General features: G+C 68.6%; 22 protein-coding genes. 18 read left to right on the forward strand and 4 right to left on the reverse strand.

Annotated features, from left to right (window positions below; translation table 11 throughout):
* The first annotated feature begins 5 nt into the window (after nt 1–5).
* The 12 genes from D5S18_RS28680 to D5S18_RS28735 all read left to right on the forward strand — a co-directional run bounded on the left by D5S18_RS28680 (nt 6) and on the right by D5S18_RS28735 (nt 13,904).
* Nucleotides 6–872 (forward strand): AAA family ATPase, encoded by an 867-nt coding sequence (locus tag D5S18_RS28680; RefSeq protein ID WP_120044239.1) that lies wholly within the window; start codon nt 6–8, stop codon nt 870–872.
* A 1-nt stretch (nt 873) separates the two neighbouring features.
* Nucleotides 874–2,283, forward strand: a complete 1,410-nt coding sequence (locus tag D5S18_RS28685) for a vWA domain-containing protein (protein ID WP_120044240.1) — start codon at nt 874–876, stop codon at nt 2,281–2,283.
* 126 nt (nt 2,284–2,409) lie between these two features.
* Nucleotides 2,410–4,404: a hypothetical protein gene (locus tag D5S18_RS28690; RefSeq protein ID WP_120044503.1), complete on the forward strand. Its 1,995-nt coding sequence runs from the start codon at nt 2,410–2,412 to the stop codon at nt 4,402–4,404.
* A gap of 50 nt (nt 4,405–4,454) precedes the next feature.
* Nucleotides 4,455–5,099 carry a nicotinate-nucleotide adenylyltransferase gene (gene nadD / locus D5S18_RS28695; protein WP_120044241.1) on the forward strand — a complete coding sequence of 215 codons (645 nt, stop codon included), beginning with the start codon at nt 4,455–4,457 and terminating at the stop codon, nt 5,097–5,099.
* Nucleotides 5,096–5,497 (forward strand): ribosome silencing factor, encoded by a 402-nt coding sequence (gene rsfS / locus D5S18_RS28700; RefSeq protein WP_120044242.1) that lies wholly within the window; start codon nt 5,096–5,098, stop codon nt 5,495–5,497. Before nadD ends, rsfS begins: the two co-directional genes overlap by 4 nt.
* Complete coding sequence (locus D5S18_RS28705) at nt 5,494–6,153, forward strand: histidine phosphatase family protein (protein WP_120044243.1); 660 nt, start codon at nt 5,494–5,496, stop codon at nt 6,151–6,153. Before rsfS ends, D5S18_RS28705 begins: the two co-directional genes overlap by 4 nt.
* Complete coding sequence (gene octT / locus D5S18_RS28710) at nt 6,143–6,877, forward strand: diglucosylglycerate octanoyltransferase (protein ID WP_120044244.1); 735 nt, start codon at nt 6,143–6,145, stop codon at nt 6,875–6,877. The genes D5S18_RS28705 and octT overlap by 11 nt, the downstream gene beginning before the upstream one ends.
* Entirely contained in the window at nt 6,878–7,720 is an 843-nt protein-coding gene (locus tag D5S18_RS28715; protein ID WP_120044245.1) for a DegV family protein, read from the forward strand.
* 97 nt (nt 7,721–7,817) lie between these two features.
* Nucleotides 7,818–9,008 (forward strand): ComEA family DNA-binding protein, encoded by a 1,191-nt coding sequence (locus D5S18_RS35475; RefSeq protein WP_203236962.1) that lies wholly within the window; start codon nt 7,818–7,820, stop codon nt 9,006–9,008.
* A 16-nt stretch (nt 9,009–9,024) separates the two neighbouring features.
* Nucleotides 9,025–11,514 carry a ComEC/Rec2 family competence protein gene (locus tag D5S18_RS28725; protein WP_282434903.1) on the forward strand — a complete coding sequence of 830 codons (2,490 nt, stop codon included), beginning with the start codon at nt 9,025–9,027 and terminating at the stop codon, nt 11,512–11,514.
* A 36-nt stretch (nt 11,515–11,550) separates the two neighbouring features.
* The gene (gene holA, locus D5S18_RS28730; protein WP_120044246.1) at nt 11,551–12,522 is read left to right on the forward strand and encodes a DNA polymerase III subunit delta; all 972 of its coding nucleotides are present in this window, start codon (nt 11,551–11,553) and stop codon (nt 12,520–12,522) included.
* A 65-nt stretch (nt 12,523–12,587) separates the two neighbouring features.
* Nucleotides 12,588–13,904: an LCP family protein gene (locus D5S18_RS28735; protein ID WP_120044247.1), complete on the forward strand. Its 1,317-nt coding sequence runs from the start codon at nt 12,588–12,590 to the stop codon at nt 13,902–13,904.
* A 15-nt stretch (nt 13,905–13,919) separates the two neighbouring features.
* On the opposite strand, the gene D5S18_RS28740 is transcribed toward D5S18_RS28735, so the two are convergent.
* Nucleotides 13,920–15,002, reverse strand: coding sequence for an aldo/keto reductase (locus D5S18_RS28740; RefSeq protein ID WP_120044248.1), 1,083 nt, complete (start codon nt 15,000–15,002; stop codon nt 13,920–13,922).
* Between the two features lie 121 nt (nt 15,003–15,123).
* Here D5S18_RS28740 and D5S18_RS28745 point away from each other — a divergent pair, with 121 nt between their 5' ends.
* A complete protein-coding gene (locus D5S18_RS28745) occupies nt 15,124–15,984 on the forward strand; it encodes a helix-turn-helix transcriptional regulator (protein ID WP_239004060.1) in 861 nt (286 codons plus the stop codon).
* Between the two features lie 14 nt (nt 15,985–15,998).
* Here D5S18_RS28745 and D5S18_RS28750 read toward each other — a convergent pair whose 3' ends face one another.
* Both D5S18_RS28750 and rpsT read right to left on the reverse strand, forming a co-directional pair.
* A complete protein-coding gene (locus tag D5S18_RS28750; RefSeq protein WP_120044506.1) occupies nt 15,999–16,253 on the reverse strand; it encodes a hypothetical protein in 255 nt (84 codons plus the stop codon).
* Between the two features lie 133 nt (nt 16,254–16,386).
* Nucleotides 16,387–16,647, reverse strand: coding sequence for a 30S ribosomal protein S20 (gene rpsT / locus D5S18_RS28755; protein ID WP_120044250.1), 261 nt, complete (start codon nt 16,645–16,647; stop codon nt 16,387–16,389).
* A gap of 260 nt (nt 16,648–16,907) precedes the next feature.
* Between rpsT and D5S18_RS28760 the strand changes: the two genes are divergently transcribed.
* From D5S18_RS28760 to D5S18_RS28775, 4 genes are read left to right on the forward strand one after another with little or no spacing between them, the layout of a single operon-like run.
* Nucleotides 16,908–18,620, forward strand: a complete 1,713-nt coding sequence (locus D5S18_RS28760) for a circularly permuted type 2 ATP-grasp protein (RefSeq protein WP_120044251.1) — start codon at nt 16,908–16,910, stop codon at nt 18,618–18,620.
* On the forward strand, nt 18,584–19,522 hold the full coding sequence (locus tag D5S18_RS28765) for an alpha-E domain-containing protein (protein ID WP_120044252.1): 939 nt from the start codon (nt 18,584–18,586) through the stop codon (nt 19,520–19,522). The genes D5S18_RS28760 and D5S18_RS28765 overlap by 37 nt, the downstream gene beginning before the upstream one ends.
* On the forward strand, nt 19,519–20,361 hold the full coding sequence (locus D5S18_RS28770; protein ID WP_120044253.1) for a transglutaminase family protein: 843 nt from the start codon (nt 19,519–19,521) through the stop codon (nt 20,359–20,361). Before D5S18_RS28765 ends, D5S18_RS28770 begins: the two co-directional genes overlap by 4 nt.
* 54 nt (nt 20,362–20,415) lie before the next feature.
* On the forward strand, nt 20,416–21,204 hold the full coding sequence (locus D5S18_RS28775) for an aquaporin (RefSeq protein WP_120044254.1): 789 nt from the start codon (nt 20,416–20,418) through the stop codon (nt 21,202–21,204).
* Between the two features lie 10 nt (nt 21,205–21,214).
* On the opposite strand, the gene D5S18_RS28780 is transcribed toward D5S18_RS28775, so the two are convergent.
* Nucleotides 21,215–21,757, reverse strand: a complete 543-nt coding sequence (locus tag D5S18_RS28780) for a type II toxin-antitoxin system PemK/MazF family toxin (protein WP_120044507.1) — start codon at nt 21,755–21,757, stop codon at nt 21,215–21,217.
* Between the two features lie 165 nt (nt 21,758–21,922).
* Here D5S18_RS28780 and lepA point away from each other — a divergent pair, with 165 nt between their 5' ends.
* The gene (lepA, locus tag D5S18_RS28785) at nt 21,923–23,812 is read left to right on the forward strand and encodes a translation elongation factor 4 (RefSeq protein ID WP_120044255.1); all 1,890 of its coding nucleotides are present in this window, start codon (nt 21,923–21,925) and stop codon (nt 23,810–23,812) included.
* The last annotated feature ends 46 nt before the right edge of the window (nt 23,813–23,858 follow it).

A 23,858-nucleotide genomic window follows, 5' to 3' on the forward strand; every position in this document is an offset into this window, starting at 1 on the left:
CGCTCGTGCCGCAGGAGCCCATTTTCACCTCGGTCGACGATGTCGTCGAACGCCTGGCCGCTACCGGCTATCTGGCCGATAAGTCCACGGCCACTTCGGTTTTCCTCGCCGACCGACTCGGCAAACCACTGCTGATCGAGGGACCGGCGGGCGTCGGCAAGACCGAACTGGCCCGCGCCGTGGCGCAGACCTCGGGCGCGGAACTGGTGCGCCTGCAATGCTATGAGGGCGTCGACGAGTCGCGCGCGCTTTACGAGTGGAATCACGCCAAGCAGATCCTGCGGATTCAAGCATCCAGTGAGAACGACTGGGCGGAAACGAAGGCCGATGTCTTCACCGAGGAGTTCCTGCTCTCGCGTCCGCTGCTGACCGCCATCCGGCGCACCGAGCCGACCGTCCTGCTGATCGATGAGACGGACAAGGCCGATGTCGAGATCGAGGGTCTGCTGCTCGAGGTGCTGAGCGATTTCGCCGTCACCGTCCCGGAATTGGGCACCATCACCGCGGCGCGCACCCCGTTCACGGTGCTCACCTCCAATGCCACCCGCGAACTGTCCGAAGCGCTCAAGCGGCGCTGCCTCTACCTGCATCTGGACTTCCCGGATGAGGAGTTGGAGCGGCGCATCCTGGCCAGTCGCGTGCCCGAGCTGTCGGCGGCGGTCTCGGCGCAACTGGTGCGGGTCGTGCAGGTGCTGCGCGGGATGCAACTCAAGAAGCTGCCCTCGGTGGCCGAGACGATCGACTGGGGCCGCACCCTGCTCGCACTCGGCCTGCACGACCTGGATGACGCCGCGGTGCGCGCCACCCTCGGCGTCGTCCTCAAACACCGCAGCGACCACGAGCGGGCGCTGACCGAGCTGAAGTTGGCCTGAGATGCCCGCGCAGCCATCCTTGGACGCGCCGCACGGGGTGCCCGGCCACCTCGTCGGGTTCGTCGAGGCGCTGCGAGCGCGCGGCATCCCGGTCGGCCCTTCGGAGACGGTCGACGCGGGCCGGGTCCTCACCGTGCTGGACCTGATGGACCGCGAGGCGATGCGCGAGGGCCTGGCCTGCGCCCTGCTGCGCCGAACCACCCACCGCGCCACCTTCGACGGGTTGTTCGATCTCTGGTTCCCGGTGGCGCTCGGCGAGCGCGCCGGGCAGCAGGACGAGGTCGAGATTGCGCACACCCCGTCCGGCGCGGTCGACATTCCCGCGCTGCGCGCCATGCTGGCCGAACTGCTCGCCCGCGACGACGCGGGCCGCGAGTTGGAGATGGTGGCCGCCCAGTTGGTCGAACAGCTCGGGCAGTACCAATCCGCGCGCGGTCCTTCGTTTTCCGCGTATCAGGCGCTGAAAGACGTACAGCCGCAGACGCTGTTGGCCAAGATCCTGGCCGGACTGGCCGCAGGGTCCGATGTCTCCGAGTTCGCCCGCGAGGTGGATCGACGAGCGGGTCGAGCGCGCATCGCGGCCTTCCGCGAAATGGTGGAGGCGGAGACGCGCAGGCGGGTCGCCGAGCGGATCGGACGCGAGCGGGTCGCGACCTACGGTGTCCCCCGACAAGCCGAGGAGGTCGACTTCCTGCGCGCCTCCGAGCGGGAGTTGGCCGAATTACGGCGCGGCGCACAGCGTTTGGCCCGCATCCTGGCCTCGCGACTCGCGGTGCGGCGGCGGCGCGCCCGACGCGGCGAGATCGACCTGCGGCGCACCCTGCGGCGGTCCATGTCCACCGGCGGCGTCCCGATCGACCTGGTCCAGCGCAAACCGCGCCCCGGCCGACCGGAACTGGTGCTGCTGTGCGATATCTCGGGTTCGGTCGCGGGATTCAGCAACTTCACCCTGCTGCTGGTGAGCGCACTGCGCGAACAGTTCTCCAGGGTGCGCATCTTCGCCTTCGTGGACCGGGCCGACGAGGTGACCAGATTCTTCGCGCCGCACACCCAGTTGGATACGGCGATGGCGCGCATCATGACCGAGGCGCAGGTCATCGGCATCGAGGGGCACTCCGACTACGGCGCGGCGCTCTGCGGCTTCGCCGAGCGCTGGTCCGAGGCGGTCACCAGCCGCACCTCGCTGCTCGTCCTCGGCGACGCGCGCACCAACTACCGCGATCCGGAACTGAATACGCTGCGCGCGCTGGTCGGCACGGCCAAACACGCGCACTGGCTCAACCCGGAACCGGTGACCCAATGGGGTACCGGTGATTCCGCCGCGAACGCCTATCGACAGGTCATCGAGATGCACGAGTGCCGCTCGGCCCGTCAGTTGACCGAGGTGGTGTCCCGGCTGCTGCCGGTGTGATCAGCATTCGTTAAGCCGGCCTTATGGTCGGCCCATCACCATGCCGGGCATGGTGCATACGACGCGGGTCGCCCGCGGCGAGAGTTACGGCCGCGCAATGGGGCACGGCGATGGGGGATGGCGGCGATGAACGAGACTGCGATCGACTCCGAGGATATCGCGGGCGAATTGGCGCGCTGCCGCACGATGCCGCGCGGGCGCGGGCGGATCGAATCGCTCGAGGCGCTGGCCGAGGTCGCCGGACTCGAGCCTCGGTCGGCGGCGGAGGTGCTGCTCGCGCTGGTCGAGGCGTATACCTTTGGTGGCGGCGGGAATTCGGGGTTGGCCGCCTATACGAGGCTGTTGCGGATCCACGACGAATACGAACTGGGGTCGATGTCCGACGCGATCCACTGGTCGCTGAAGTGGTTGGCGATCGGCCTGATCGACGATCCCACCGTTTCGCTGACGACGGTGCGGCATTGGTTGGATCAGATCGAATCGCGTTATCGGGACCGGGGATACAGTCCGCGTCCGGTGTTGGCGCTGCGCGCCCGGTTGGCCCGCGAACTCGGTGACGCGGGCGCCACCCGTGCCCTGCTCGATGCCGCGACGGCGGCGCCGCGCGATCGGATGGCCGATTGCCTCGCCTGCGAGCACAGCGAATGGGGCACCGGCAGTGCGATTTTCGGTGCGGACGCGTTGGCGTTGGCACAGTGGCGGCCCGTGCTCGACGGTGACTTCGATTGTCTGCACGAGCCGCACCGGGTTTACGCTCGTGCCTTGATTCCGCTGGTGCGCACGGGTGATGCGGTTGCGGCGCGGCGGGCGCATCTGGTCGGGTATCCGCTGGTGCGGCGCGATTCGGGTCTGCGGTCCGCGGTGGGGGAGCACATCGAGTTCTGCGTGTTGTCCGGAAACCCAGCGCGTGGGATGGAAATCCTTGCCGCACACGTCGATTGGCTGGGTGACCGCGGTTTCGGAGCGGCCGATCGGCTGGGCTTCATCACCGGGGTGTGTGTCCTGTTGCGCCAAGTCGACGCCCAGGGACGCGGTGGGTTGCCCGTCGGGGTCTCGACCGTGGAATCACTACTGGCGGAGTTGGATTCGGAGATTGCGCGATTGTGCGCGGCGGCCGACGCACGCAATGGGAACGGCGCGGTCAGCGGTCGGGTGGCACGTCGCTTGGCGCGGCGACCTCTGGATCAGCGGATACCTCTGGGCTTGCACGGCGGATTTCCGAGCCGGGGAGCGGAATCCGATATCGAACACGATCCCGCCGCGGTCGCGGCCGCGCACCGCATGGCCGACCTCGGCGCGGCGCTGCTCGCCGACTCACCCGACGCGGCGGAAGATCAACTGCGGCAGGCACTTTCGGTGGGCGCGCAGGTGCTGCCCGCCGAGCACACCGCACGGCTCAGCGCCCAACTGGTGAGCGCGATCTCGAGCCGACCCGGCCGGGAGGGTCGACTCGCGGAGGCCGCACTGCAGGCCGCGGCCAGGTGGGAGGATATCTCGGCGGCCGACGCGGTGCACCACACGCTGATCGCGGCACGAGCGCTGCACCGGGTGAGTGCGCACGGGGAGGCCGCCGCACTGTTCGAACAGGCGTTGGCCGAACCCGATATTCCCTATCCCGATTCGGAATTGGCCGTGGTTCGCGGCGAATTCGGCGATTCGCTACGCGCGCTGGATCGACATCGGGAGGCGGTCGAGCAGTTCGTCCTCGCCTTCGGATTGGTGCGCGCCGAACCCGCCCGCATCCGGTTGCGCGCCGAACTTGCCTGGTCGGCCGCGGCGGCATTGGACGCGTGCGAGCAGGATCGGCGCGCGCTGGCCGCCTACCTGCACGCGGCCAAGCTCTTCGGTCGGGCCGGGCTGCGGGTGCGACGCGCCCGCTGCCTGCGCTCGGCGGCGTGGATGCAGCGGTGGCTGGTGGAACAGGGGGCCGCGCCCTCGACCGTGCGGGGGCGCACCGGCTCGCCGGACAGTGCCGAACGTCCATGGCTGGACACCATGGCGGCCGCGCTGGCCGCACTCGCCGAACCCGAGGATGCGGCCGCGGCGGCGGAACTCGCGCTGACCCGCGAACAACTGGGCCGGATGCGTGAACTGGATGGTCTCGCGCCCCCGACTGTGTGACAGCTCACCGCTCCCGACGGGACTCGGACAACCCACTAAGCTCGGCCATTATGCAGGAGAACGGTCGGCGTCGACGCAAGCTGGGGGTGATGGGCGGCACCTTCGATCCGATCCATCACGGCCATCTGGTCGCGGCCAGCGAGGTCGCCAACAGATTCGACCTCGACGAGGTGATCTTCGTCCCGACGGGCGAACCGTGGCAGAAATCGGGCAAGGCGGTGAGTCCGGCCGAGGACCGCTACCTGATGACCGTGATCGCGACCGCGTCCAATCCGCGCTTCTCGGTCAGCCGCGCCGATATCGACCGGGGCAAGGACACCTACACCGTGGACACGCTGCGCGAGATGCAGTACGCCAATCCCGACGCCCAACTCTTCTTCATCACCGGAGCTGACGCGCTGGCCAACATCCTGACATGGCACGATTGGGCGGAACTGTTCGACCTGGCCAAGTTCGTCGGGGTGAGCCGTCCCGGATATGAGCTGAACACCGATCATCTCGAGGAACATCTGCGCGATCTTCCCGCCGATGCGGTGACCATGATCGAGATCCCGGCGCTGGCCATCTCGTCGAGCGAATGCCGCCGCCGTGCCGCCGAGAACCGGCCGGTGTGGTACCTCGTCCCGGACGGCGTGGTGCAGTACATATCGAAGCGGCACCTGTACGTGCCCGAGGATCGGAAGGTTGGTTTATGAGTGCGTCGGTGGAATCGGTGGAGATCGCACAGGTCGCCGCGCGCGCGGCGGATGAGAAGCTCGCCTCCGATGTCGTGGTGCTCGACGTCTCCGAGCAACTGGTGATCACCGATTGCTTCGTCATCGCCTCCGCGCCCAACGAGCGTCAGGTCAATGCGATCGTCGACAATGTCGAGGAGCGGTTGCGTGCCGTCGGACACAAGCCGGTGCGCCGCGAGGGCACCCGCGAGGGCCGCTGGGCGCTGCTGGACTACGTCGACGTGGTGGTGCACATCCAGCACAGCGACGAGCGCAATTTCTATGCGCTGGAACGACTCTGGAAGGACTGCCCGGTGGTGCCGGTCGAGGGCATCGGTGATCCGCGCGACGCGGGGACGGACGCGGAAGGCGCCCGGTGAGCAAGTACGCCGGTGTGCGCACGCTGATCCTGCTGCGGCACGGGCAGACCGAGTGGAACGCGGTGGACCGGATGCAGGGCCGGATCGACACCGATCTCACCGAACTCGGTCGACACCAGGCCAAAGAGGCGGCGCGGGAACTGGTTTCACGCAAGGCCATCGCCATCGTGTCCTCGGATCTGCGCCGCGCCTACGACACGGCCGTCGCCCTCGCCGACCACACGGCCCTGACGGTGCGGTCCGATCCCAGGCTGCGCGAAACGAGCCTGGGCCGCTGGGAGGGGCTCAACCACCGCGAGGTCGATGCCGAATATCCCGGCGCGCGCGCCGAATGGCGGCTCAACGCCGACTATGTGCCGCCCGGCGGGGAGAGCAAACTCGAGGTCGGCGCCCGCGCGCTGCCCGTGGTACGCGAACTCTATGCCGAGCGGCAGGATTGGCCGGGCCACACCATCATCCTGGTGGCGCACGGTGGTTTGATCGCCGCGCTCACGGCCGCGCTGCTCGACCTGCCACCCGCCAACTGGCCCTGTCTCGGCGGACTGGCCAATGCGAGTTGGGTGCAGCTCAGCGGTCACGGCCCGACTATCGACCGGCCCGGCTGGCGGCTGGATGTGTGGAACGCGGCGGCGAAGGTGGCGCCGGATGTCCTCTGAGGACGGCGTCGCCGCGAATTCGCGCCCCGCACTGCTGGTGATCGCCGATTCGCTGTCCTACTTCGGCCCGAAAGGCGGCCTGCCCGCCGACGATCCCCGCATCTGGCCCAATCTCGTCGCGGCCGAACTGGATTGGGATGTCGAACTGGTCGCGCGGATCGGCTGGACCTGCCGAGACGCGTACTGGGCGCTCATCGGCGACCCACGGGTATGGGCGGCGGTGCCGCGCGCGGGCGCGGTGGTCTTCGCCGTCGGCGGGATGGACACGCTGCCCTCGCCGCTGCCCACCGCGCTGCGCGAATTGATCCGCTATGTCCGTCCGCCGTTGGTGCGCAGGGGAGTTCGCGAAACCTACAACTGGCTCCAGCCCAGGTTGTCGAAACTCGGTCGGCCCGTAGCGCTGCCACCGCACGTCAGCGTCGACTATCTGGAGCAGTCGCGAAATGCGTTGGCGCAGTTGCGGCCCGAACTACCCGTGCTCGGCGTGCTGCCCTCGGTGCACCGCTGCGATGCGTACGGGCTGGTGCACACCGGCCGGGAACCGGCGGTGCGGGCCCTGCGGAAATGGTCTGCGGCCCATGATGTTCCGCTGGTCGACCTGGCAGCGGCGGTCCGCGAGAACGTCATGTCCGGACAGGGCAATCCCGACGGCATCCACTGGGGATTCCCGGCACACGTCGAAGTGGCCAGGGCCATGACGAAAGCCCTGCAGGAGGTCGGGTAGGTGGCCGTCGTGGTGGTCACCGACTCCGCTGCCTGCCTGCCCGCCGACATGGTCGACGAGCTGGGTATCGCCGTCGTCCCGCTGCATGTGCTCATCGGCGACCGGGCCATCCGCGAGGGTGTGGACCGGATGGAGATCGACTATTGCGCCGACACCGTGACCACCTCCGGCGCGTCATCGGGGGAGATGCGCGAGGTCTATGAGGCGGCCCTGCGGCGCAGCGGCGGGGATGGTGTTGTGGCCGTCCATATTTCGCGTCAACTCTCCGGCACCTGGGAATCCGGTCGACAGGCCGTGCGCGATATGGACGCCGCCGACAAGGTGCGCCTGGTGGATTCGCTCAGCGCGGGTCTGGGCACCGGGCTGCCCGTACTGGCGGCGGCGCGCCGGGCGCGGGGCGGAAGCCCGCTCGACATCGTCTACGACGCGGCGGTCGCCGCGGCAGGGCGGGCACGGTCGTTCATCCTCGTCAATCGCACCGAACAACTCCGCAAGGGCGGCCGATTGAGCAGTGCCGCAGCCTTTTTCGGCAGCGAACTGGTCACCAAACCGCTGCTGCAGATGGTGGCGGGCCGGCTGGAGCTGCGCGAGAAGGTGCGCACCCGCGCCAAGGCGTACGCGAAACTCGTTGCGGCGGCGGTGGATGCCGCGGGCGAGGAAGGTGCGGCCGTCGGTGTGCAACATCTCGGCGCGCCCGAGGCCGCCGAGACCGTCGCCGGACAATTACGGGAGCTGGTTCCCGCTGTGCGGGAACTCATCGTCGGCGAATTCGGGCCGACACTCGGGGTGCATCTCGGAACGGGCGCGGTGGGCGTGTTGGTCGTGCCGGGCGGATGCGGATAGTTCCGCTTATCCACACATTCGGGCACGATCCCCGGGCTTGTCGAATCGCCTGGTCGGGCCGCCGATTCCGTAGCGTGCGCCGCCTAGCGTCGACGCCATGCCACGACATGACGAACGCGAGCGAATCCGGCGCCGACTCGGGACGCTGCAACGGGATGTGACAGCGGGTCGCGCCTCGGGGACGGGGCTGCCCGGTGGCGTTCGGCGGCAGGCGCGCCCACCGGCCGAGGAAGGGCGGCCGGAGGCCAAGCCCGAGCGCCGTGGTCCGGTGGCCGCGAAGGGTGCGGCGCGGCCGGGTGCGCGGTCGGTCGTGGCACCCGGCTCGCCGATCAGCGGGTTCCGTTCCGGCGGGGGAGATTCGGGACGCGGCGATCGGCTCCGGGGCGCGGCGCCTGCGAGTCGCAGTCGGCAGATCGGGGCCGATTCCGTGGAATCCGGTTCCGGGAACTGGGATCTCGAGCGGTTTCCGTCAGGGGCGGGAGTTCGTCGCGCCGGTCGGGATGGGCAGGTCGCGGCAGTTCCGCCGTGGCTGGATGAACCGGTCCGGTCCGAGGGATGGCGGGATCGGTTGGTGCCGGAGCGATTTCGGGGCACCCGACTCGATCCGGGGCATCGTGGGGTGGCGACGCTGGCGGCACTCGGTTTGGCGGCCGTGCTCGTCGCGGTGGTGCTCGTGCTGCGCGATCGGCCGGTCGCGCAGTCGGTTCCGGTGCCGGTCGCGCACGCGGTGACACCGACGAGCCAGGCGAAGTCCGCGAGTCCCGGCCCCGCAGCGGGACACACGGGAGCGAGCGGTGCGCCGAAGACACCGGATACCGCGCCCGTGCCGGAACTCGTCATCAGTGTTATCGGCTTGGTGCCTCGTGGCGGCCTGCTGCACCTGCCCGCAGGCTCGCGGGTCGCCGATGCCCTGACAGCGGCAGGCGGCACCGGACCCGAGGCCGACCTCTCCGGCCTCAACCTCGCCCAGCGCCTCCAGGACGGCGACCAGATCGTCATCGGTCCACCCGGCCCAACCCCGACAAAGCCGGGCAGCACCACCGTCGCCGCAGGCGGCCACGCCCCGCCGAAGCCGGGCACACCGCACAGCCCCGCCGCCCGCGTCAATCTCAATACCGCCTCCGAATCCGAACTCGATGCCCTTCCCGGCATCGGCCCGGTGACAGCTCGCGCGATCCTCACCTGGCGCACCGCCCATGGCGCGTTCACCGATGCGGCTCAACTGACCGAAATCGACGGGATAGGTCCGGCCAAATTCGCCCGCCTGCGCGACCTGGTGAGCGTATGAGTGCGCGGGGTGGGGTGTGAGTGGAATCGAAGGGGTCGGCGATGTGGATCGGCGGGTGGTCGAGGGCGAGGACGCGGTGGCGCTGGATGGGCGGTTGTTGCCTGCGGCGGTGGGATGTTGGCTGGCGACGATCGCGGCCCTGGTGTCGGGGTGGCGCGTCGGGGCGCTGGTGGCGGGTGGGCTGGTGGTGGCGGCGATCGGGCTGTGGGTGCTGCTGCTGTGGGCTGTGGCGCATCGCCGGGAGCGGGTGCGGGTGGTCGCCGTGGTGGCGCTCGGGGGTGTGGTGATCGGTGCCGGGTTCGCGGTGGCGGCGGCCTGGCGGGAGTATCGGGTGTCGGCGCATCCGCTGCGGGCGGTGGCGGGGCAGACGGCACAGGTGGTGCTGACGCCGACCGGCGACCCGAAGGCGGTGCGGGCCAAGGCATTCGGGGGCGAGCGGTGGGTGGTGCGGGCGGAGTTGCGTTCGTATCGGCGCGGTGGCGTGGATACGGGGGCGGGCGGTGCGGTCGTGGTGCTCGCGTCCGGGGCTCAGTGGGCGCAGGTGCTGCCGGGGCGGCCGGTGGCGGTGCGGGCGCGGGTGGAATCGCCGCGGCGGCATGATCTTACGGTCGCGACCCTGTTCGCTTCCGGACCGCCGGAGGTGGCAGGTGAGTTGCCGTGGTGGCAGGGCGTGGCCGGGGTGGTGCGCCGGCGTCTATCGGATGCGGCGGCGGGCGCGCTGTCACCGGATGCGGCGGGTGTGGTGCCCGCCCTGGTCGCGGGGGATACCTCGAAGCTGCCGGAACAGGTGGAGCAGGATTTCGAGATCGCCGGACTCGAGCACTTGCTGGTGGTCAGCGGTGCGAATTTCACGCTGTTGCTGGCGGCGGTGCTCTGCGTGACCCGATTCCTCACGCTCGGTCCGCGGACGAGTGTGGTGCTCGCGGCGGTGGTGCTGCTGTTGTTCGTGGTGGTCGCGCGGCCGGATCCGAGTGTGTTGCGGGCGGCGGCCATGGGCGCGGTGACGCTCCTGGCGTTGCTGACGGGTCGGCGCAAGCAGGCGCTGCCCGCGCTGTGCACGGCGGTGATCGGTTTGTTGGCGGTGTGGCCGGAATTGGCGGTGCGAGCCGGGTTCGCGCTGTCGGTGCTGGCCACGGCGGGGTTGATTCTGCTGGCACCCAGTTGGGCGGACTGGTTGCGGGCGCGCGGGTGCTGGCGCAGACCCGCGGAGGCGCTGGCGGTCGCCGTGGCGGCGTTCGTGGTGACGACGCCCTTGCTGATCGCACTGTCGGGGCGGATCAGTGTGGTGTCGATCCTGGCGAATGTCCTGGTGGAACCGGTGATCGGGCCGATCACCGTCCTCGGTGTGCTCGGCGCGGTGCTCGCCGTGTTCTGGATGCCGGGAGCGGAACTGGTGCTGTGGTGTGCGAAGCCGTTCGTGTGGTGGCTGTGCGCCGTCGCCGAACGCCTCGCGGCCGTGCCCGGTGCGGAGATCACCGTTCCCGGTGGGGCGGCCGGTGGTCTCGCGGCCGCCGCGTTGCTTGCCGTCGGCGTGATCGGGCTGCGGTCCCGGCGGGTGCGGCGGATCGCGGCCGTCGTCGCCATCGGGTTCGGCGCGGTGCTGATCCCGGTCCGGCTCTGGCATCCGGGGTGGCCGACTTCGGGCTGGATCGTGGCGGCCTGTGATGTGGGGCAGGGTGATGGCTTCGTGCTGGCCGTGGCCAGGGGGAGTGCGATCGTGGTCGATGTCGGACCCGAGCCCCGCGCCATGCGCGCCTGTCTGGATCGCCTGGGCATCAACACGATTCCGCTGTTGATCCTGTCGCATCCGCATGCCGATCACATCGGCGGACTCGCGGGCGCGCTGCAGGGGCGTGCGGTCGCGGCCATCGCGGTCGGGCCGGGCGAACTCGTCGCGGAGGCGCCGCGGCCGGCGAATCATCGGGCAGCACACGGTGTTTCGCACGCAGCATCGGGAGGTCACGGCGAATCCGGCGATATCCGCACCGTGATCGCCCTCGCCCACGCCGGGCGCATACCCCTCATCGAACTGGCGGCGGGCGAGGTATTTCGCTTCGGCACAGTCGAATTGGACATACTCGCACCGATCGACTCCGGCCGCCGCCCGACCCAACCCCTACCCAATGACGAGGCCAACAACAGGTCGATCATTCTCACCGCCACCACTGCCACCACCCGCATCCTGTTCACCGGCGATGCGGAGGCCGATGCCCAGCGCGCCCTGCTCCGTTCCGGAGCACTGGTCCGTGCCGACATCCTGAAGGTCCCGCACCACGGCTCGCGCACCACCGCCCCGGAATTCCTCGAGGCCGTCCACCCGCGCCTGGCCCTGGTCAGTGTCGGCGCGGACAACACCTTCGGCCACCCCAATCCGGCCATACTTGCCCAACTCGCGGGGCTGGGCGCCGCGGTCGCCCGCACCGACCGCCAGGGCGACATCCTGGTCGCCACCGCCGGTCCGCACCTGCGTACGCTCACCGCCCACCGGCGCGACCGTGCCCACTGATCCCGAGGTGTCGGCGGCGGATCGTAGGATCGCGGGGTGGCCGAAACCCTGACACCCGTGCATCTCGTCCTCGGGGAAGAAGAGTTGCTGATCGAGCGGGCGATCGCGGAGATCACGGCGGAGGTGCGGGCCGTGGCCCCGGATCCGGAGGCGGTCCCGGTGGATCGGCTGCGCGCGGGGGATGCGAGCACCGCGGAGTTGTCCGAACTGCTGAGTCCCTCGCTGTTCGCCGAGGACCGGGTGATCGTGCTGGAGTCGGCGGCGGAGGCGGGCAAGGAGGCGGTCGGGGTGATCACCGCCGCCGCGGCGGATCCGCCCACGGGGGTGGTGCTCGTGGTGCTGCATTCCGGGGGTGGGCGGGCCAAGGCGTTGGCCCCCGCGTTGCAGAAGTCCGGTGCGCAGGTGCACAGCTGCGCCAAGCTGACCAAGTCCGGGGAGCGGGCGGAGTTCGTACGCGCCGAGTTCCGCACCGCGGGCGTGCGGGTATCCGGCGAGGTGGTGCAGGCGCTGCTGGAGTCGGTCGGCTCCGACCTGCGGGAACTGGCGGCGGCCTGCTCACAGTTGGTTGCCGACACCGGCGGCAAGGTGGATGTGGCGGCGGTGCGCCGCTACTACTCCGGCAAGGCGGAGGTCTCCGGCTTCGATGTGGCCGACTTCGCGGTGGCGGGCGACCGCCCCGCCGCGATGGAGGCGCTGCGCTGGGCCAATGATCGCGGTGTCGCGCACGTGCTGCTGGCCGACGCCCTGGCCGACGCCGTGCACACCATCGCCAAGGTGGGTTCGGCCGGTCGCGGCGATCCGTTCAAACTGGCCTCCGACCTGGGTATGCCGCCGTGGAAGGTGAAGAAGGCCCAGCAGCAGATGCGCGGTTGGACCCCGACCACGATCGGTTCGGCACTCCAGGTGGTCGCCACCCTCAATGCCGATGTTAAGGGCGGCGCGGCCGATTCGAGCTACGCCCTGGAATATGCCCTCATGCGGCTGCTGGACCTGCATGCAGCGGGCTGACCAGGAGATATCTATCACTCGATACCTCGGCGAACCGGTTCATCCAGGCAAACTGGGAACTGGTTATGAACGAGCAAACGAAACATCGCATCGCATCGGAGCGAGCGCGTGCCCGGCATCGGCGGGTGCGCGGCGTCCATCGCCGTCGAGCGCGGCAGCGGATCGGGCGCACCGCGGTGAAGGTGTGCGCGGGCGCGCTGTCGGTGGCGGTGCTGGCCGCGACGGCCGTGGGTTGGGCGGCGGCCGGGAGTTTCGACAGCGGATTCGGTCGCTCCTCGGCCCTGGCCGATGACGCCCCGCGCTCGCTCGGCGACGACCTGAATATCCTGCTCGTCGGCCTCGATACCCGAAAAGACCAGAACGGCGACAATCTTCCCCCGGAGATCCTGTCCCAGTTGCACGCGGGCGACGGTGAGGAAGGCGGTTACAACGCCAACACCCTCATCCTGGTGCATATCCCGGCCGATATGAAAAACATTGTCGCCGTATCGATTCCGCGCGACGACTATGTTCGGGTGACCGGAATTCCCGGCTATGGCAAGGCCAAGATCAAAGAGGCGTACGGCCTGAAGAAGGCCGCCGTCCAGGACCGCATGATCAACCAGGGCGTCACCGATCAGGCCACGCTCGAACACGCGGGCCGGGAGGCGGGTCGCGCCTCCATCGTGCAGGCGGTGCGCGACCTCACCGGTGTCCCCATCGACCGCTTCGCCGAGGTCACTCTCGGCGGTTTCTACGATCTCGCCAATGCGCTCGGCGGTGTCGAGGTGTGCCTCAATCATGCCGTACAGGACCTCGAGTACTCGGGCGCCGATTTCCCGGCCGGACGGCAGCGGCTGGATCCGGCGCAAGCACTGGCCTTCGTCCGGCAGCGGCACGGCCTGGAGAATGGCGATCTGGACCGCACCCACCGCCAGCAGGCGTTTCTCACCTCGGTGGCCAATGAGCTGAAGAGTTCGGGCACGCTGACCGATGTGCGCAAACTTTCGGCGCTCATGGATGTCGCGCACCGCAATATCGTGCTCTCCGACGGCTGGAATGCCACCGATTTCGTCCGCACCCTCGGCTCGGCCGACAGTCCGACCGTCGAATTCCGCACCCTGCCCGTGCTGCGCTATGACGTCGTCAACGGTCAGGACGTCAATATCGTCGACCCGGTCGCCATCCGCCGGGAGGTGCAGTCGGCCTTCGGGATGGCGGTGTCCCCGACGACGCCCGCCACTTCGACCCCGAATATCTCCGATGGCGACGCGAGCTCGGACGGTTCGACCTTGACCACGATGCCGAGCGGCACACCGGGCACCTCGACCACCCCGATCCCGGACAGCGGCAAACCGGTCGAGACGACGATCACCGGGAGCTCGGTCCCCTGCGTGAACTGAATCGCCGCGGCTTTCTCAGCGGCGTTGAATCGTCAACCCGCCGAACGCGACGGTCTGCGTCATCGGACGCGCGATCATGTCGTGCGGGAATCCCAATTCGATCGCACTGACCTGCTCCAGCCGAGCCAGCTGATCGTCGGAGAATTCCACCTCGAGCGCCCCGAGGTTATCGGTCAACTGCGCGGCCGTCCGCGCCCCGATGATCGGCGCGGTGACACCCGGCTTGCGCAGCACCCAGGCCAGCGCCACCTGCGACGGTGTCCGCCCCAATTCCGCGGCGACCTCCTTCACGGTGTCGGCGATGGTGAGCGCCCGCTCGGTGAGCGCTCCGCTCGCCGCGGCGACATTCTTGCGGGTGCCCTCCGGCGAACCCTCGGCTTGGGATCCCAGGTCGGCGCGGGTGTACTTGCCCGCGAGCACCCCGCTGGCCAGCGGTGACCACGGGATGACGCCGAGTCCGAGTTCCCGCGCCATCGGCACCAGGTCGCGTTCCACGGTCCGTTCGACCAGGCTGTACTCGATTTGCAGGGCGATGAGCGGCGACCAGCCGCGCAGCTCGGCCAGGGTCTGCATGCGCGCGACCTGCCAGGCGGGCGTGTCGGAGATGCCGACGTAGAGCACCTTGCCCTGGCGCACCAGATCGTCGAGTCCGCGCAGGATCTCCTCGACCGGGGTGGTGGAATCCCAGACGTGCAGGTACAGCAGGTCGAGGTAGTCGGTGTCGAGGCGGCGCAGGCTCTCCTCGACCGAGGCGAACATGCTCTTGCGGTGGTTGCCGCCGGAGTTGGGGTCGCCGGGGCGGCGCAGCATGGTGTATTTGGTGGCGAGGACGAGGCTTTCGCGGATGCCCTTGCTGAATTCGCCGAGCAGCCGCTCGGAGCTGCCGTTGGTGTACTGGCTGGCGGTATCGATGAAGTTTCCGCCCTGCCCGACATAGGTGTCGAAGATCTTGCGCGACTCGTCGCGCTCCGCGCCCCAGCCCCAGTCGGAGCCGAAGGTCATGGTGCCGAGCGACATCGGCGATACCCGCAGACCCGAGCGGCCGAGCAGCCGGTAGGTGTCCAGGGTTGGCTTCTCGTTTGTGCCCGCTTCGGTCATGTCCAACTCCCGTCGATGAATCCCATTGATCGACAGCAAGTCTGCGTGGCGGTCGCAGCGACAGTAAGGGAAGGAACTTCCTGGGAAAGCCAGTCCTAGTCGCGAACTATCATCGAAGGCGATGACTGGAATGGTGGCGGCGCGCCAACCCACCGAGTTGCGTACCAGGGAGTTGGCGGCCTTTCTACGGGATCGGCGCGAGCGTCTGACACCGGGCCAAGTGGGGTTGCCCGATCGCGGGCACGCGCGGCGCACGCCCGGACTGCGCCGCGAAGAGGTCGCCGAATTGGCCGGGGTGAGCACCGACTATGTGGTGCGGCTCGAGCAGGGCCGCGGGCTGCGGCCCTCGGTCGAGGTTCTCGCGGCGCTGGCCGAGGCCCTGCGCCTGAGCACCGCCGAGCGCGCGTATCTGTTCAACCTGGCCCAGCAGCGTCAACCCGATGCCGACAAGCCGAGCACCGAACCCGCGCCCGCCCTGACGCGACTGATCGAGGATCTGCGCCCGCTGCCCGCCATGCTGGTCAACCACCGTTACGACATCCTGGACTGGAATCCGGAGATGGCGCGGCTGATGCTGGACTTCGGCGAACTGCCCGGATCGCAGCGCAACACGATGTGGCTGTGCCTGCTGCATCCGGATATGCGCGAGTTCTACCCGGATCGCGACCAGATCATCCGGGAGGGCATCGCCGACTTGCGGGCCGCATGGGCCGCCTACCCGGATGATCAGGCGCTCGCCGATATGGTGGCGGGCTTCCAGGCGCACAGTCGCGAATTCGCCGTCGCGTGGCGCCAGCACGATGTGCGCGCGCGGGGCCGCGGTCGCAAAGCGATGCTGCATCCGCAGGTCGGGCCGCTGGTGGTGAATTACGAGGCGCTGATGCCCCTGCAGGATCCCGATCAGCGTTTGATCATCTACCGCGCGGCGGATGCCGAATCGCAGGCGGCATTGGACCGCCTGGCGGCAGCCGCCGCGCCGTAGGTTTGCCTGCCCGCTTACTCGCCGGCAAGCACCGCGTTTAGTTCGATGTCGTCGGCGTCGTCCGACTCGTCGTAGCGGCCCTCCCACTCCTCGTGCAGGGGAACCTCTTCGTCGCGGGTGACGATCCATTCCAGGGAGTAGCTGCCGTCCTCATCGGGAACCATGACGTTCTCGATCTTCAGGCCGAAACCCAACACCTCGGCCGCCCGGATGATGTCCGGAAGATCCTCGGCTCGCACCACAGTCTGATTGGCGTACACGGTAACCATGCGCGGCATCGTAACCGGCTCGGGTGACAGGTCCGACCCGGATTCGAAAACAGGCCGTTGACCGGGGGAGGTGTGGACACGACAAAAACCGCCGCGGTCGTCGAGGCCGCGGCGGCTATGCGAGGGTGGTGCGTCAGAGCTTGTTGACGGCCACGGAGAGGGCCGACTTCTTGTTGGCGGCCTGGTTGGCGTGGATGACGCCCTTCGAGGCGGCCTTGTCCAGCTTGCGGCTGGCGAACTGCAGGCGCACGGCGGCCGTGTCCTTGTCGCCCGCGGCGACGGACTCCCGGACGCTGCGGATCGCGGTGCGCAGGGCCGACTTGACCGACTGGTTGCGCTTGCGCGCCGCCTCGTTCGTGCGGATCCGCTTCATCTGGGACTTGATATTGGCCACGCCTGTATCCTCTGATTCCTGTCGCTGAGTGGACGGTGCTGACGAAGTTCGCGAGCTTGCGCCGCACCCGGAATAGGGGTAACGCAATGCCGAGGTTCGAGGTTACCAGGATCCGCGTCGGAACTTGAAATCGGCTGCGCCGCCCACTACCGGTCCGCATTTGCCGATCGAATGCCGAATCGACCCGCGAACGCGCGCTGAATCGGTGGACGATACCGGAAACGGCCCGGCATCGGCGCTGTTTATAGCAGGATTCCGGTATGACGGTGTCGAGGCTGCGTACCGCGCAGGTGTCAAGCCCGCGGACCGTGGAGCGCTCAATTCGGCCTCTTGCGCAACCGTCCGGCAACGTCGACCTGTTCGCGGGCTACCGCCCCGGCCGCTTCGCCGACGCCTGGGACGAGGTCTTCGACGCGGGTGGCCGGGTCCGCCCGCCCTATCGCGGTATCCACGCCGCCCTCGCACCATTGGCCGCGCCGGAGCTGACCCGGCGCGCGGCCGCGTTGGATCGCGCGTTCATCGACCAGGGCGTCACCTTCGCGCTGTCCGGTCGGGAGCGGCCGTTCCCGCTGGATCTGGTGCCCAGGGTGTTGTCCGCGGCGGAGTGGGCAGTACTCGAGCGCGGCATCGCCCAGCGGATCACCGCATTGGAGCTGTTCCTCGCCGATCTCTACGGGGCACAGCGCGTGCTGCGCGAGGAGGTGCTGCCGCGCAGGCTGATCACCTCCTGCGCGCACTTCCGCCGCCAGGCCGCCGGACTCGCACCGCCCAACGGGGTGCGCATCCAGGTGGCGGGTATCGACCTGATCCGCGACGAGCAGGGCGGATTCCGGGTGTTGGAGGACAACCTGCGCTCGCCGTCCGGCGTCTCCTACGTGATGGAGAACCGGCGGACCATGGCTCGGGTCTTTCCCGATCTGTTCGCCGCGCACCGAGTCCGTCCCGTCGACGACTATCCGAGCCACCTGTTGCGGGCGCTGCGCGCGGCCGCCGCCCCCGGCGTCGCCGATCCGACCGTCGTCGTACTCACCCCCGGCGTGCACAACTGCGCCTACTTCGAGCATTCGCTGCTGGCCCGGCAGATGGGTGTGGAACTGGTGGAGGGACGCGACCTGTGCTGCCGGGACAATGTCGTCTACATGCGGACCACGGCCGGGGAGCGCAAGGTCGACGTCATCTATCGGCGCATCGATGACGACTTCCTCGATCCGATGCAGTTCCGGCCGGATTCGGTGCTCGGCGTGGCCGGACTGCTCAATGCCGCGCGGGCGGGCGCGGTGGTGCTGGCCAATGCGGTCGGCAACGGTGTCGGCGACGACAAACTCATCTACACCTACGTCCCGACGCTGATCGAGTACTACCTCGGCGAGCGGCCGATACTGCCCAATGTCGACACCTATCGGTGCTGGCTCGCCGACGAGCGGGCCGAGGTGCTCGATCGGGTCGCCGAATTGGTGATCAAACCGGTCGAGGGTTCCGGTGGTTACGGGATCGTCATCGGGCCGGACGCGAATCCCCGTGAGCTGGCCGCGATTCGGCGCAAGGTGCGGACCGATCCGCGCGGTTGGGTGGCCCAGCCGGTGGTGCAGTTGTCCACGGTGCCGACGCGGATCGGCGACCAGGTCCGGCCCAGGCATGTGGATCTGCGGCCGTTCGCGGTCAACGACGGCGACCGGATCTGGGTGCTGCCCGGCGGTTTGACCAGGGTCGCGCTGCCGGACGGTTCGCTGGTGGTCAACTCCAGTCAAGGCGGCGGGAGCAAGGACACCTGGGTGCTGGCCGGACCCTCGGCCGCCGCGCAACCGGAACCCGCCGGGCTGGTGGGCGATCCGCCACAGTCACCCGCGCGCGAGCTGGGGCGGGAATTGACTGCGGCACAGGCGGATCGGCATCGCCAACAGGAACAGCAGCAGCAGGCCAGGATGGAGGTGTCGCGGTGCTGGCTCGCAATGCCGAATCCCTCTACTGGATAGGACGTTACGTCGAACGCGCCGACGACACCGCGCGCCTGCTCGACGTCGCGGTGCATCGACTGCTGGCCGACGCGACCGTCGACCCGGACCACACCTGCCGAATCCTGCTGCGGGTCCTGGGAATCGAACCGCCGCACGGGGAGCTCGATATCTGGTCGGTCACCGAACTGGTGGCCTTCGGCAGTGCGCACGGCGGTTCGATCGTCGATTCCATCGCCAAGGCCCGCGAGAATGCCAGGGGCGCGCGGGAGGTCACCTCCTGCGAGATGTGGGAATGCCTCAACGCCACCTACAACGGGCTCGCCGCGGCCGAGCGGACGGCCCGCACCCTCGGCCCGCACCAGTTCTTCCGCTACATCGAGGACCGCGCCGCCATGTTCGCCGGACTCGCCGACAGCACCCTCAGCCGCGATGACGGTTACCGATTCCTTTTGCTCGGCCGTGCCATCGAACGCGCGGATATGACAGTGCGCCTATTGCTTTCGCAGTCGGGGGACCGGTCGGGTGCGCCCGCGTGGGTGAGCGTGCTGCGCTCGGCGGGCGCGCACGACACCTACCTGCGCACCCATCGCGGACTGCTCGACGCCGCGCGGGTCATCGAATTCCTGTTGCTGGACCGGCTTTTCCCGCGCTCGGTCTTCCATTCGTTCGCGGTCGCCGAGACCTGCCTGACCGAACTGGCGCAGCCGCCCAGCGGGCGGCACGAGGCGCAGCGGTTGCTCGGCCGCGCCCGCAGCGATCTCGAATTCCTACCGCCGGAAGCGCTCTCGGACCAGCTGCCGGACCGTTTGGCGGCCCTGCAGCGGACTTGCCGCGAGGTCGGGGCCGCCATCGCGCGGCAGTACTTCCATGCCGCGCCCTGGGTGGCGTGGACCGACCTGCGGGCGGGGGCAGCACTATGAGCTGGCGTGTCAGGGTCGTGCACACCACCGGCTACGTCTACGACGCGCCGGTCACCCGATCGTTCAACGAGGCCAGACTCACCCCGCGCGCCGACAGCAGACAGAACGTCATCCTGAATCGAGTGGAGATCGCGCCCGCCGCCCGCTCCTACCGCTACACCGACTACTGGGGCACCGCCGTCACCGCTTTCGACCTGCACACCCCGCACACCGAACTCGAGGTCACCGGATCATCGGTGGTGGAGACCGAGCCCTGCGCAGGCCCCTGTCACGAACTCGACTGGGACACCCTGCGGGCCGGACGCATCGCCGACCATTTCGACGAAATGCTGTCCCCGACAGCGTATGTGCCGCGCGACCGCGGGCTGGCCTCGGTCGCCAAGCGTTTCGCCCGCGAATGCTCGCCCGCCAAAGCCGTTGTGGTGGCGGCGGAATGGGTGCACGAGACCATGGAATACCTGGCGGGCAGCACCTCGGTGCACACCTCGGCCGTCGAGGCCTACACCGAACGCAAAGGGGTGTGCCAGGACTACGCGCACCTGACGCTGGTCTTGTTGCGCAGCATGGGAATTCCCGGCCGCTACGTCTCCGGCTACCTGCATCCCGCGCCCGCCGCCGAGACCGGCGTGACGGTCGCCGGACAATCGCACGCCTGGATCGAGGCGTGGACCGGGGGCTGGTGGGGTTTCGATCCGACCAACAACCTCGCCGTCAACGAACAGCACGTCTCGGTCGGCGTGGGCCGCGACTACGCCGATGTGCCGCCATTGAAAGGGATCTTCTCCGGTGGCGGCTCGACCGACCTCGAGGTCGTTGTGGAGATCACCCGCCTCGCGTAGCGTCCGGTCTTGCATCACCGGTTTCGTCGAGCACAACGAACGGAAGGTGGTCAGATGTCTCCCACGGCTCAGGAAGTTGTCGAGGAACTCGCCGAGAACGCGCCGACACCCGAGACCAAGAAATGGCTGGCCGAGGCGCTGGGCACCTTCGTGCTCGTGATGTGCGGCGTCGGCACCGGGGTGCTGGCCGCGCAGCGGGTCGGGGCGCTCGGGACGGCTCTCGCCTTCGGGTTGACACTGCTGTTCCTGGTGTACGCCATCGGGCCGATCTCCGGCTGCCACGTGAATCCGGCGGTCACCATCGGTCAGTTGCTGCTCGGGCGGATCAGCGCGCTCAGCGCGGCGGGCTACATCATCGCCCAGTTGATCGGCGGATTGTTGGCCGGCCTGGTGCTGTTCGCGCTCGCCAAGAATCTGCCCTCCTACGATCGGGCCGTCACCGGGCTCGGCGCCAACGGGTGGGGCAGGCACAGTCCCGCCGCCGAGACGGGTCCGCTGGGGCAGGTGGTGATCTCCGACGGTTACGGGATGGCGGCCATGATCATCGTCGAGGTGATGTTCACGGCGCTGCTGGTCTTCGTGGTGCTGGCCTGCACCGATCAGATCTCGGATCTGCCGCAGGCCGGACTCTCGATCGGCGTCACCCTCACCGTCATCTATCTGGTGGCCATTCCGGTCGACAACGCCTCGGTGAATCCGGCGCGCAGCCTCGCCGTGGCGCCCTATCAGGACGGGGCGATGGGGCAGGTGTGGGCGTTCGTGGTGTTCCCGCTGATCGGCGGGGTGCTGGGGGCGCTGGTGTACGGCATGCTGTTCGGGCGCTCCCGCGACATGCTGAGTTGATACTGCCTGGTCAAAACCAGGCGTATTCCGCACATAACCGGTGCGCGACCAGATCGAAGACCTTGCGTTCGACAATCGCGCCCTCGCGGCGGATGCCCGCTTCCGGCACATCCAGGACCCGGTCCAGGCCGACCCAACTCGTCCCACCCATCGAATCCCAAGGGCCGCCGCCGATCGCGACCCAATTCGGATCGAAGGCGCGCAGCGGATCCGAGTCCACCAGCAGACCGAAAAGTGTCTGCCGCTCCCGCCCGACGACAAGCACCGGGCGGTCGCGCCCACCGGCGGGGTCCGCCTCCAACCCACCGCCGGGGTCCGCCTCGAACGGCGCCCACGTCCACACGATCTCGCCCGGATCCGCCCGCCCCTCCAGTCGCGCCGAATACACGATCTGCCGGGCTCGCTCCCCGGTAGGCATAGGCCCTGATGCCGCGGGCCGTACCACCACCCCTGGCCGCGCCGCCACCCTCGGTGCCTGCCGCACGATTCGTGCCCCCTGCTCCCTGGCCAGCAGACCCAGTTGCCTACCGAGCAAGCTCCAACCACGCCCCATCAAGGCAGAATAGCCGCGCCCCTGGAAACCTTCACCCCCTCCACATTTCGCCACGCCCACCCCCAATCCACCCAACCGGTCGGCATTTACACTCCGACGTCGATCGATGCGGACCTGTTCGGCGACGGCTACCTGAAGCCGGAGCAGGCAGGCGGCCATGGGACGATGGAGGGCGCGCAGTTACCGACATCGACCAGGAGTCCCGTGGCCCCCAGCTTCGCCGATACGACGTTCACCGATCCGTCCCGGATCCGGAACTTCTGCATCATTGCCCATATCGACCACGGCAAATCGACGCTGGCCGATCGGATGTTGCAGCTCACCGGTGTGGTCGAGGAGCGGGCTATGCGGGCCCAATACCTGGACCGGATGGATATCGAGCGCGAGCGCGGCATCACCATCAAGGCACAGAATGTGCGGTTGCCGTGGCAGGTCGATGGCACCGACTACGTCATGCACCTGATCGACACACCGGGGCACGTCGACTTCACCTATGAGGTGTCGCGCGCCCTGGAGGCGTGCGAGGGCGCGGTCCTGCTCGTCGACGCGGCCCAGGGCATCGAGGCGCAGACGCTGGCCAATCTGTACCTGGCGCTGGACAAGGACCTGACGGTCATCCCGGTGCTCAACAAGATCGACCTGCCCGCCGCCGACCCGGACCGCTACGCCGCCGAGATCGCCCACATCATCGGCTGCGAACCCTCGGATGTGCTGCGGGTCTCCGGCAAGACCGGGGTCGGCGTACCGGAGCTGCTGAATGAGGTGATCCGCCAGGTGCCCGCACCCGTCGGCGATGCGGACGCTCCGGCACGGGCCATGATCTTCGACTCGGTGTACGACACCTACCGGGGTGTGGTCACCTATGTCCGCGTGGTGGACGGCAAGCTCACCCCGCGCGAGAAGATCAAGATGATGTCTACCGGCGCGACGCACGAGCTGCTGGAGATCGGCATCGTCTCGCCCGAACCCAAATCCACCGGCGGGCTCGGCGTCGGCGAGGTCGGCTACCTGATCACGGGTGTGAAGGATGTGCGCCAGTCGAAGGTCGGCGACACCGTCACCCATGCCCGCGGCGGCGCGACCGAACCGCTCACCGGTTACCGCGAACCCCGCCCCATGGTCTACTCGGGCCTCTACCCGGTCGACGGCTCCGACTATCCGGACCTGCGCGACGCCCTGGAGAAGCTGCAACTCAACGACGCCGCCCTCAGCTACACCCCGGAGACCTCGGTGGCGCTCGGTTTCGGCTTCCGCTGCGGATTCCTCGGGCTGCTGCACATGGAGATCACCCGCGAACGCCTCCAGCGCGAATTCGATCTCGACCTCATCTCCACCGCGCCCAATGTGGTGTACCGGGTGGAGATGGAGGACGGCACCGAACAGGTCGTCACCAACCCCTCGTACTGGCCGGAGGGCAAGACGCGCAAAGTGTTCGAGCCGATCGTCAAGTGCACCGTCATCTCGCCGAGCGAATTCATCGGCTCGATCATGGAACTGTGCCAGGCCCGGCGCGGTGAGCTCGGCGGTATGGACTACCTGTCGGAGACCCGCGTCGAACTGCGCTACACCATGCCGATGGCGGAGATCATCTTCGACTTCTTCGACTCGCTGAAGTCGCGCACCCGCGGTTACGCCAGCCTCGACTACGAGGAGGCGGGCGAACAGGAATCGCAGCTGGTGAAGGTGGACATCCTGTTGCAGGGTGAGGCGGTGGACGCCTTCAGCGCCATCGTGCACAAGGACGCCGCCCAAGCCTACGGCCACAAGATGACCACCAAACTGCGCGAACTCATCCCCCGCCAGCAGTTCGAGGTCCCCATCCAGGCCGCGATCGGCTCGAAAATCATTGCCCGCGAGAATATCCGCGCCATCCGCAAGGATGTCCTCGCCAAATGCTACGGCGGCGATATCAGCCGCAAGCGCAAACTGCTCGAGAAGCAGAAGGAGGGCAAGAAGCGCATGAAGACCATCGGCCGCGTCGAGGTCCCCCAGGAAGCCTTTGTCGCCGCCCTGTCCTCCGACGCCCAATCCGACAAACCGAAGGACAAGAAGTAGGTTCGCCGGTCGGGCGCTGGGGCGCGGACTGCGGGATAATTGCGTT

Source organism: Nocardia panacis (genome assembly GCF_003598715.1).
Classification (GTDB): domain Bacteria; phylum Actinomycetota; class Actinomycetes; order Mycobacteriales; family Mycobacteriaceae; genus Nocardia; species Nocardia panacis.

Excerpts from the sequence above, each read along its gene's own strand:
- D5S18_RS28685 (WP_120044240.1), top strand. The coding sequence starts at position 874 with ATGCCCGCGCAGCCATCCTTGGACGCGCCGCACGGGGTGCCCGGCCAC.
- D5S18_RS28690 (WP_120044503.1), top strand. The coding sequence starts at position 2,410 with ATGAACGAGACTGCGATCGACTCCGAGGATATCGCGGGCGAATTGGCG.
- nadD (WP_120044241.1), top strand. The coding sequence starts at position 4,455 with ATGCAGGAGAACGGTCGGCGTCGACGCAAGCTGGGGGTGATGGGCGGC.
- rsfS (WP_120044242.1), top strand. The coding sequence starts at position 5,096 with ATGAGTGCGTCGGTGGAATCGGTGGAGATCGCACAGGTCGCCGCGCGC.
- octT (WP_120044244.1), top strand. The coding sequence starts at position 6,143 with ATGTCCTCTGAGGACGGCGTCGCCGCGAATTCGCGCCCCGCACTGCTG.
- D5S18_RS35475 (WP_203236962.1), top strand. The coding sequence starts at position 7,818 with ATGCCACGACATGACGAACGCGAGCGAATCCGGCGCCGACTCGGGACG.
- D5S18_RS28735 (WP_120044247.1), top strand. The coding sequence starts at position 12,588 with ATGAACGAGCAAACGAAACATCGCATCGCATCGGAGCGAGCGCGTGCC.
- D5S18_RS28740 (WP_120044248.1), bottom strand. The coding sequence starts at position 15,002 with ATGACCGAAGCGGGCACAAACGAGAAGCCAACCCTGGACACCTACCGG.
- D5S18_RS28745 (WP_239004060.1), top strand. The coding sequence starts at position 15,124 with ATGACTGGAATGGTGGCGGCGCGCCAACCCACCGAGTTGCGTACCAGG.
- D5S18_RS28750 (WP_120044506.1), bottom strand. The coding sequence starts at position 16,253 with ATGGTTACCGTGTACGCCAATCAGACTGTGGTGCGAGCCGAGGATCTT.
- D5S18_RS28760 (WP_120044251.1), top strand. The coding sequence starts at position 16,908 with ATGACGGTGTCGAGGCTGCGTACCGCGCAGGTGTCAAGCCCGCGGACC.
- D5S18_RS28770 (WP_120044253.1), top strand. The coding sequence starts at position 19,519 with ATGAGCTGGCGTGTCAGGGTCGTGCACACCACCGGCTACGTCTACGAC.
- D5S18_RS28775 (WP_120044254.1), top strand. The coding sequence starts at position 20,416 with ATGTCTCCCACGGCTCAGGAAGTTGTCGAGGAACTCGCCGAGAACGCG.
- D5S18_RS28780 (WP_120044507.1), bottom strand. The coding sequence starts at position 21,757 with ATGGGGCGTGGTTGGAGCTTGCTCGGTAGGCAACTGGGTCTGCTGGCC.
- lepA (WP_120044255.1), top strand. The coding sequence starts at position 21,923 with ATGGAGGGCGCGCAGTTACCGACATCGACCAGGAGTCCCGTGGCCCCC.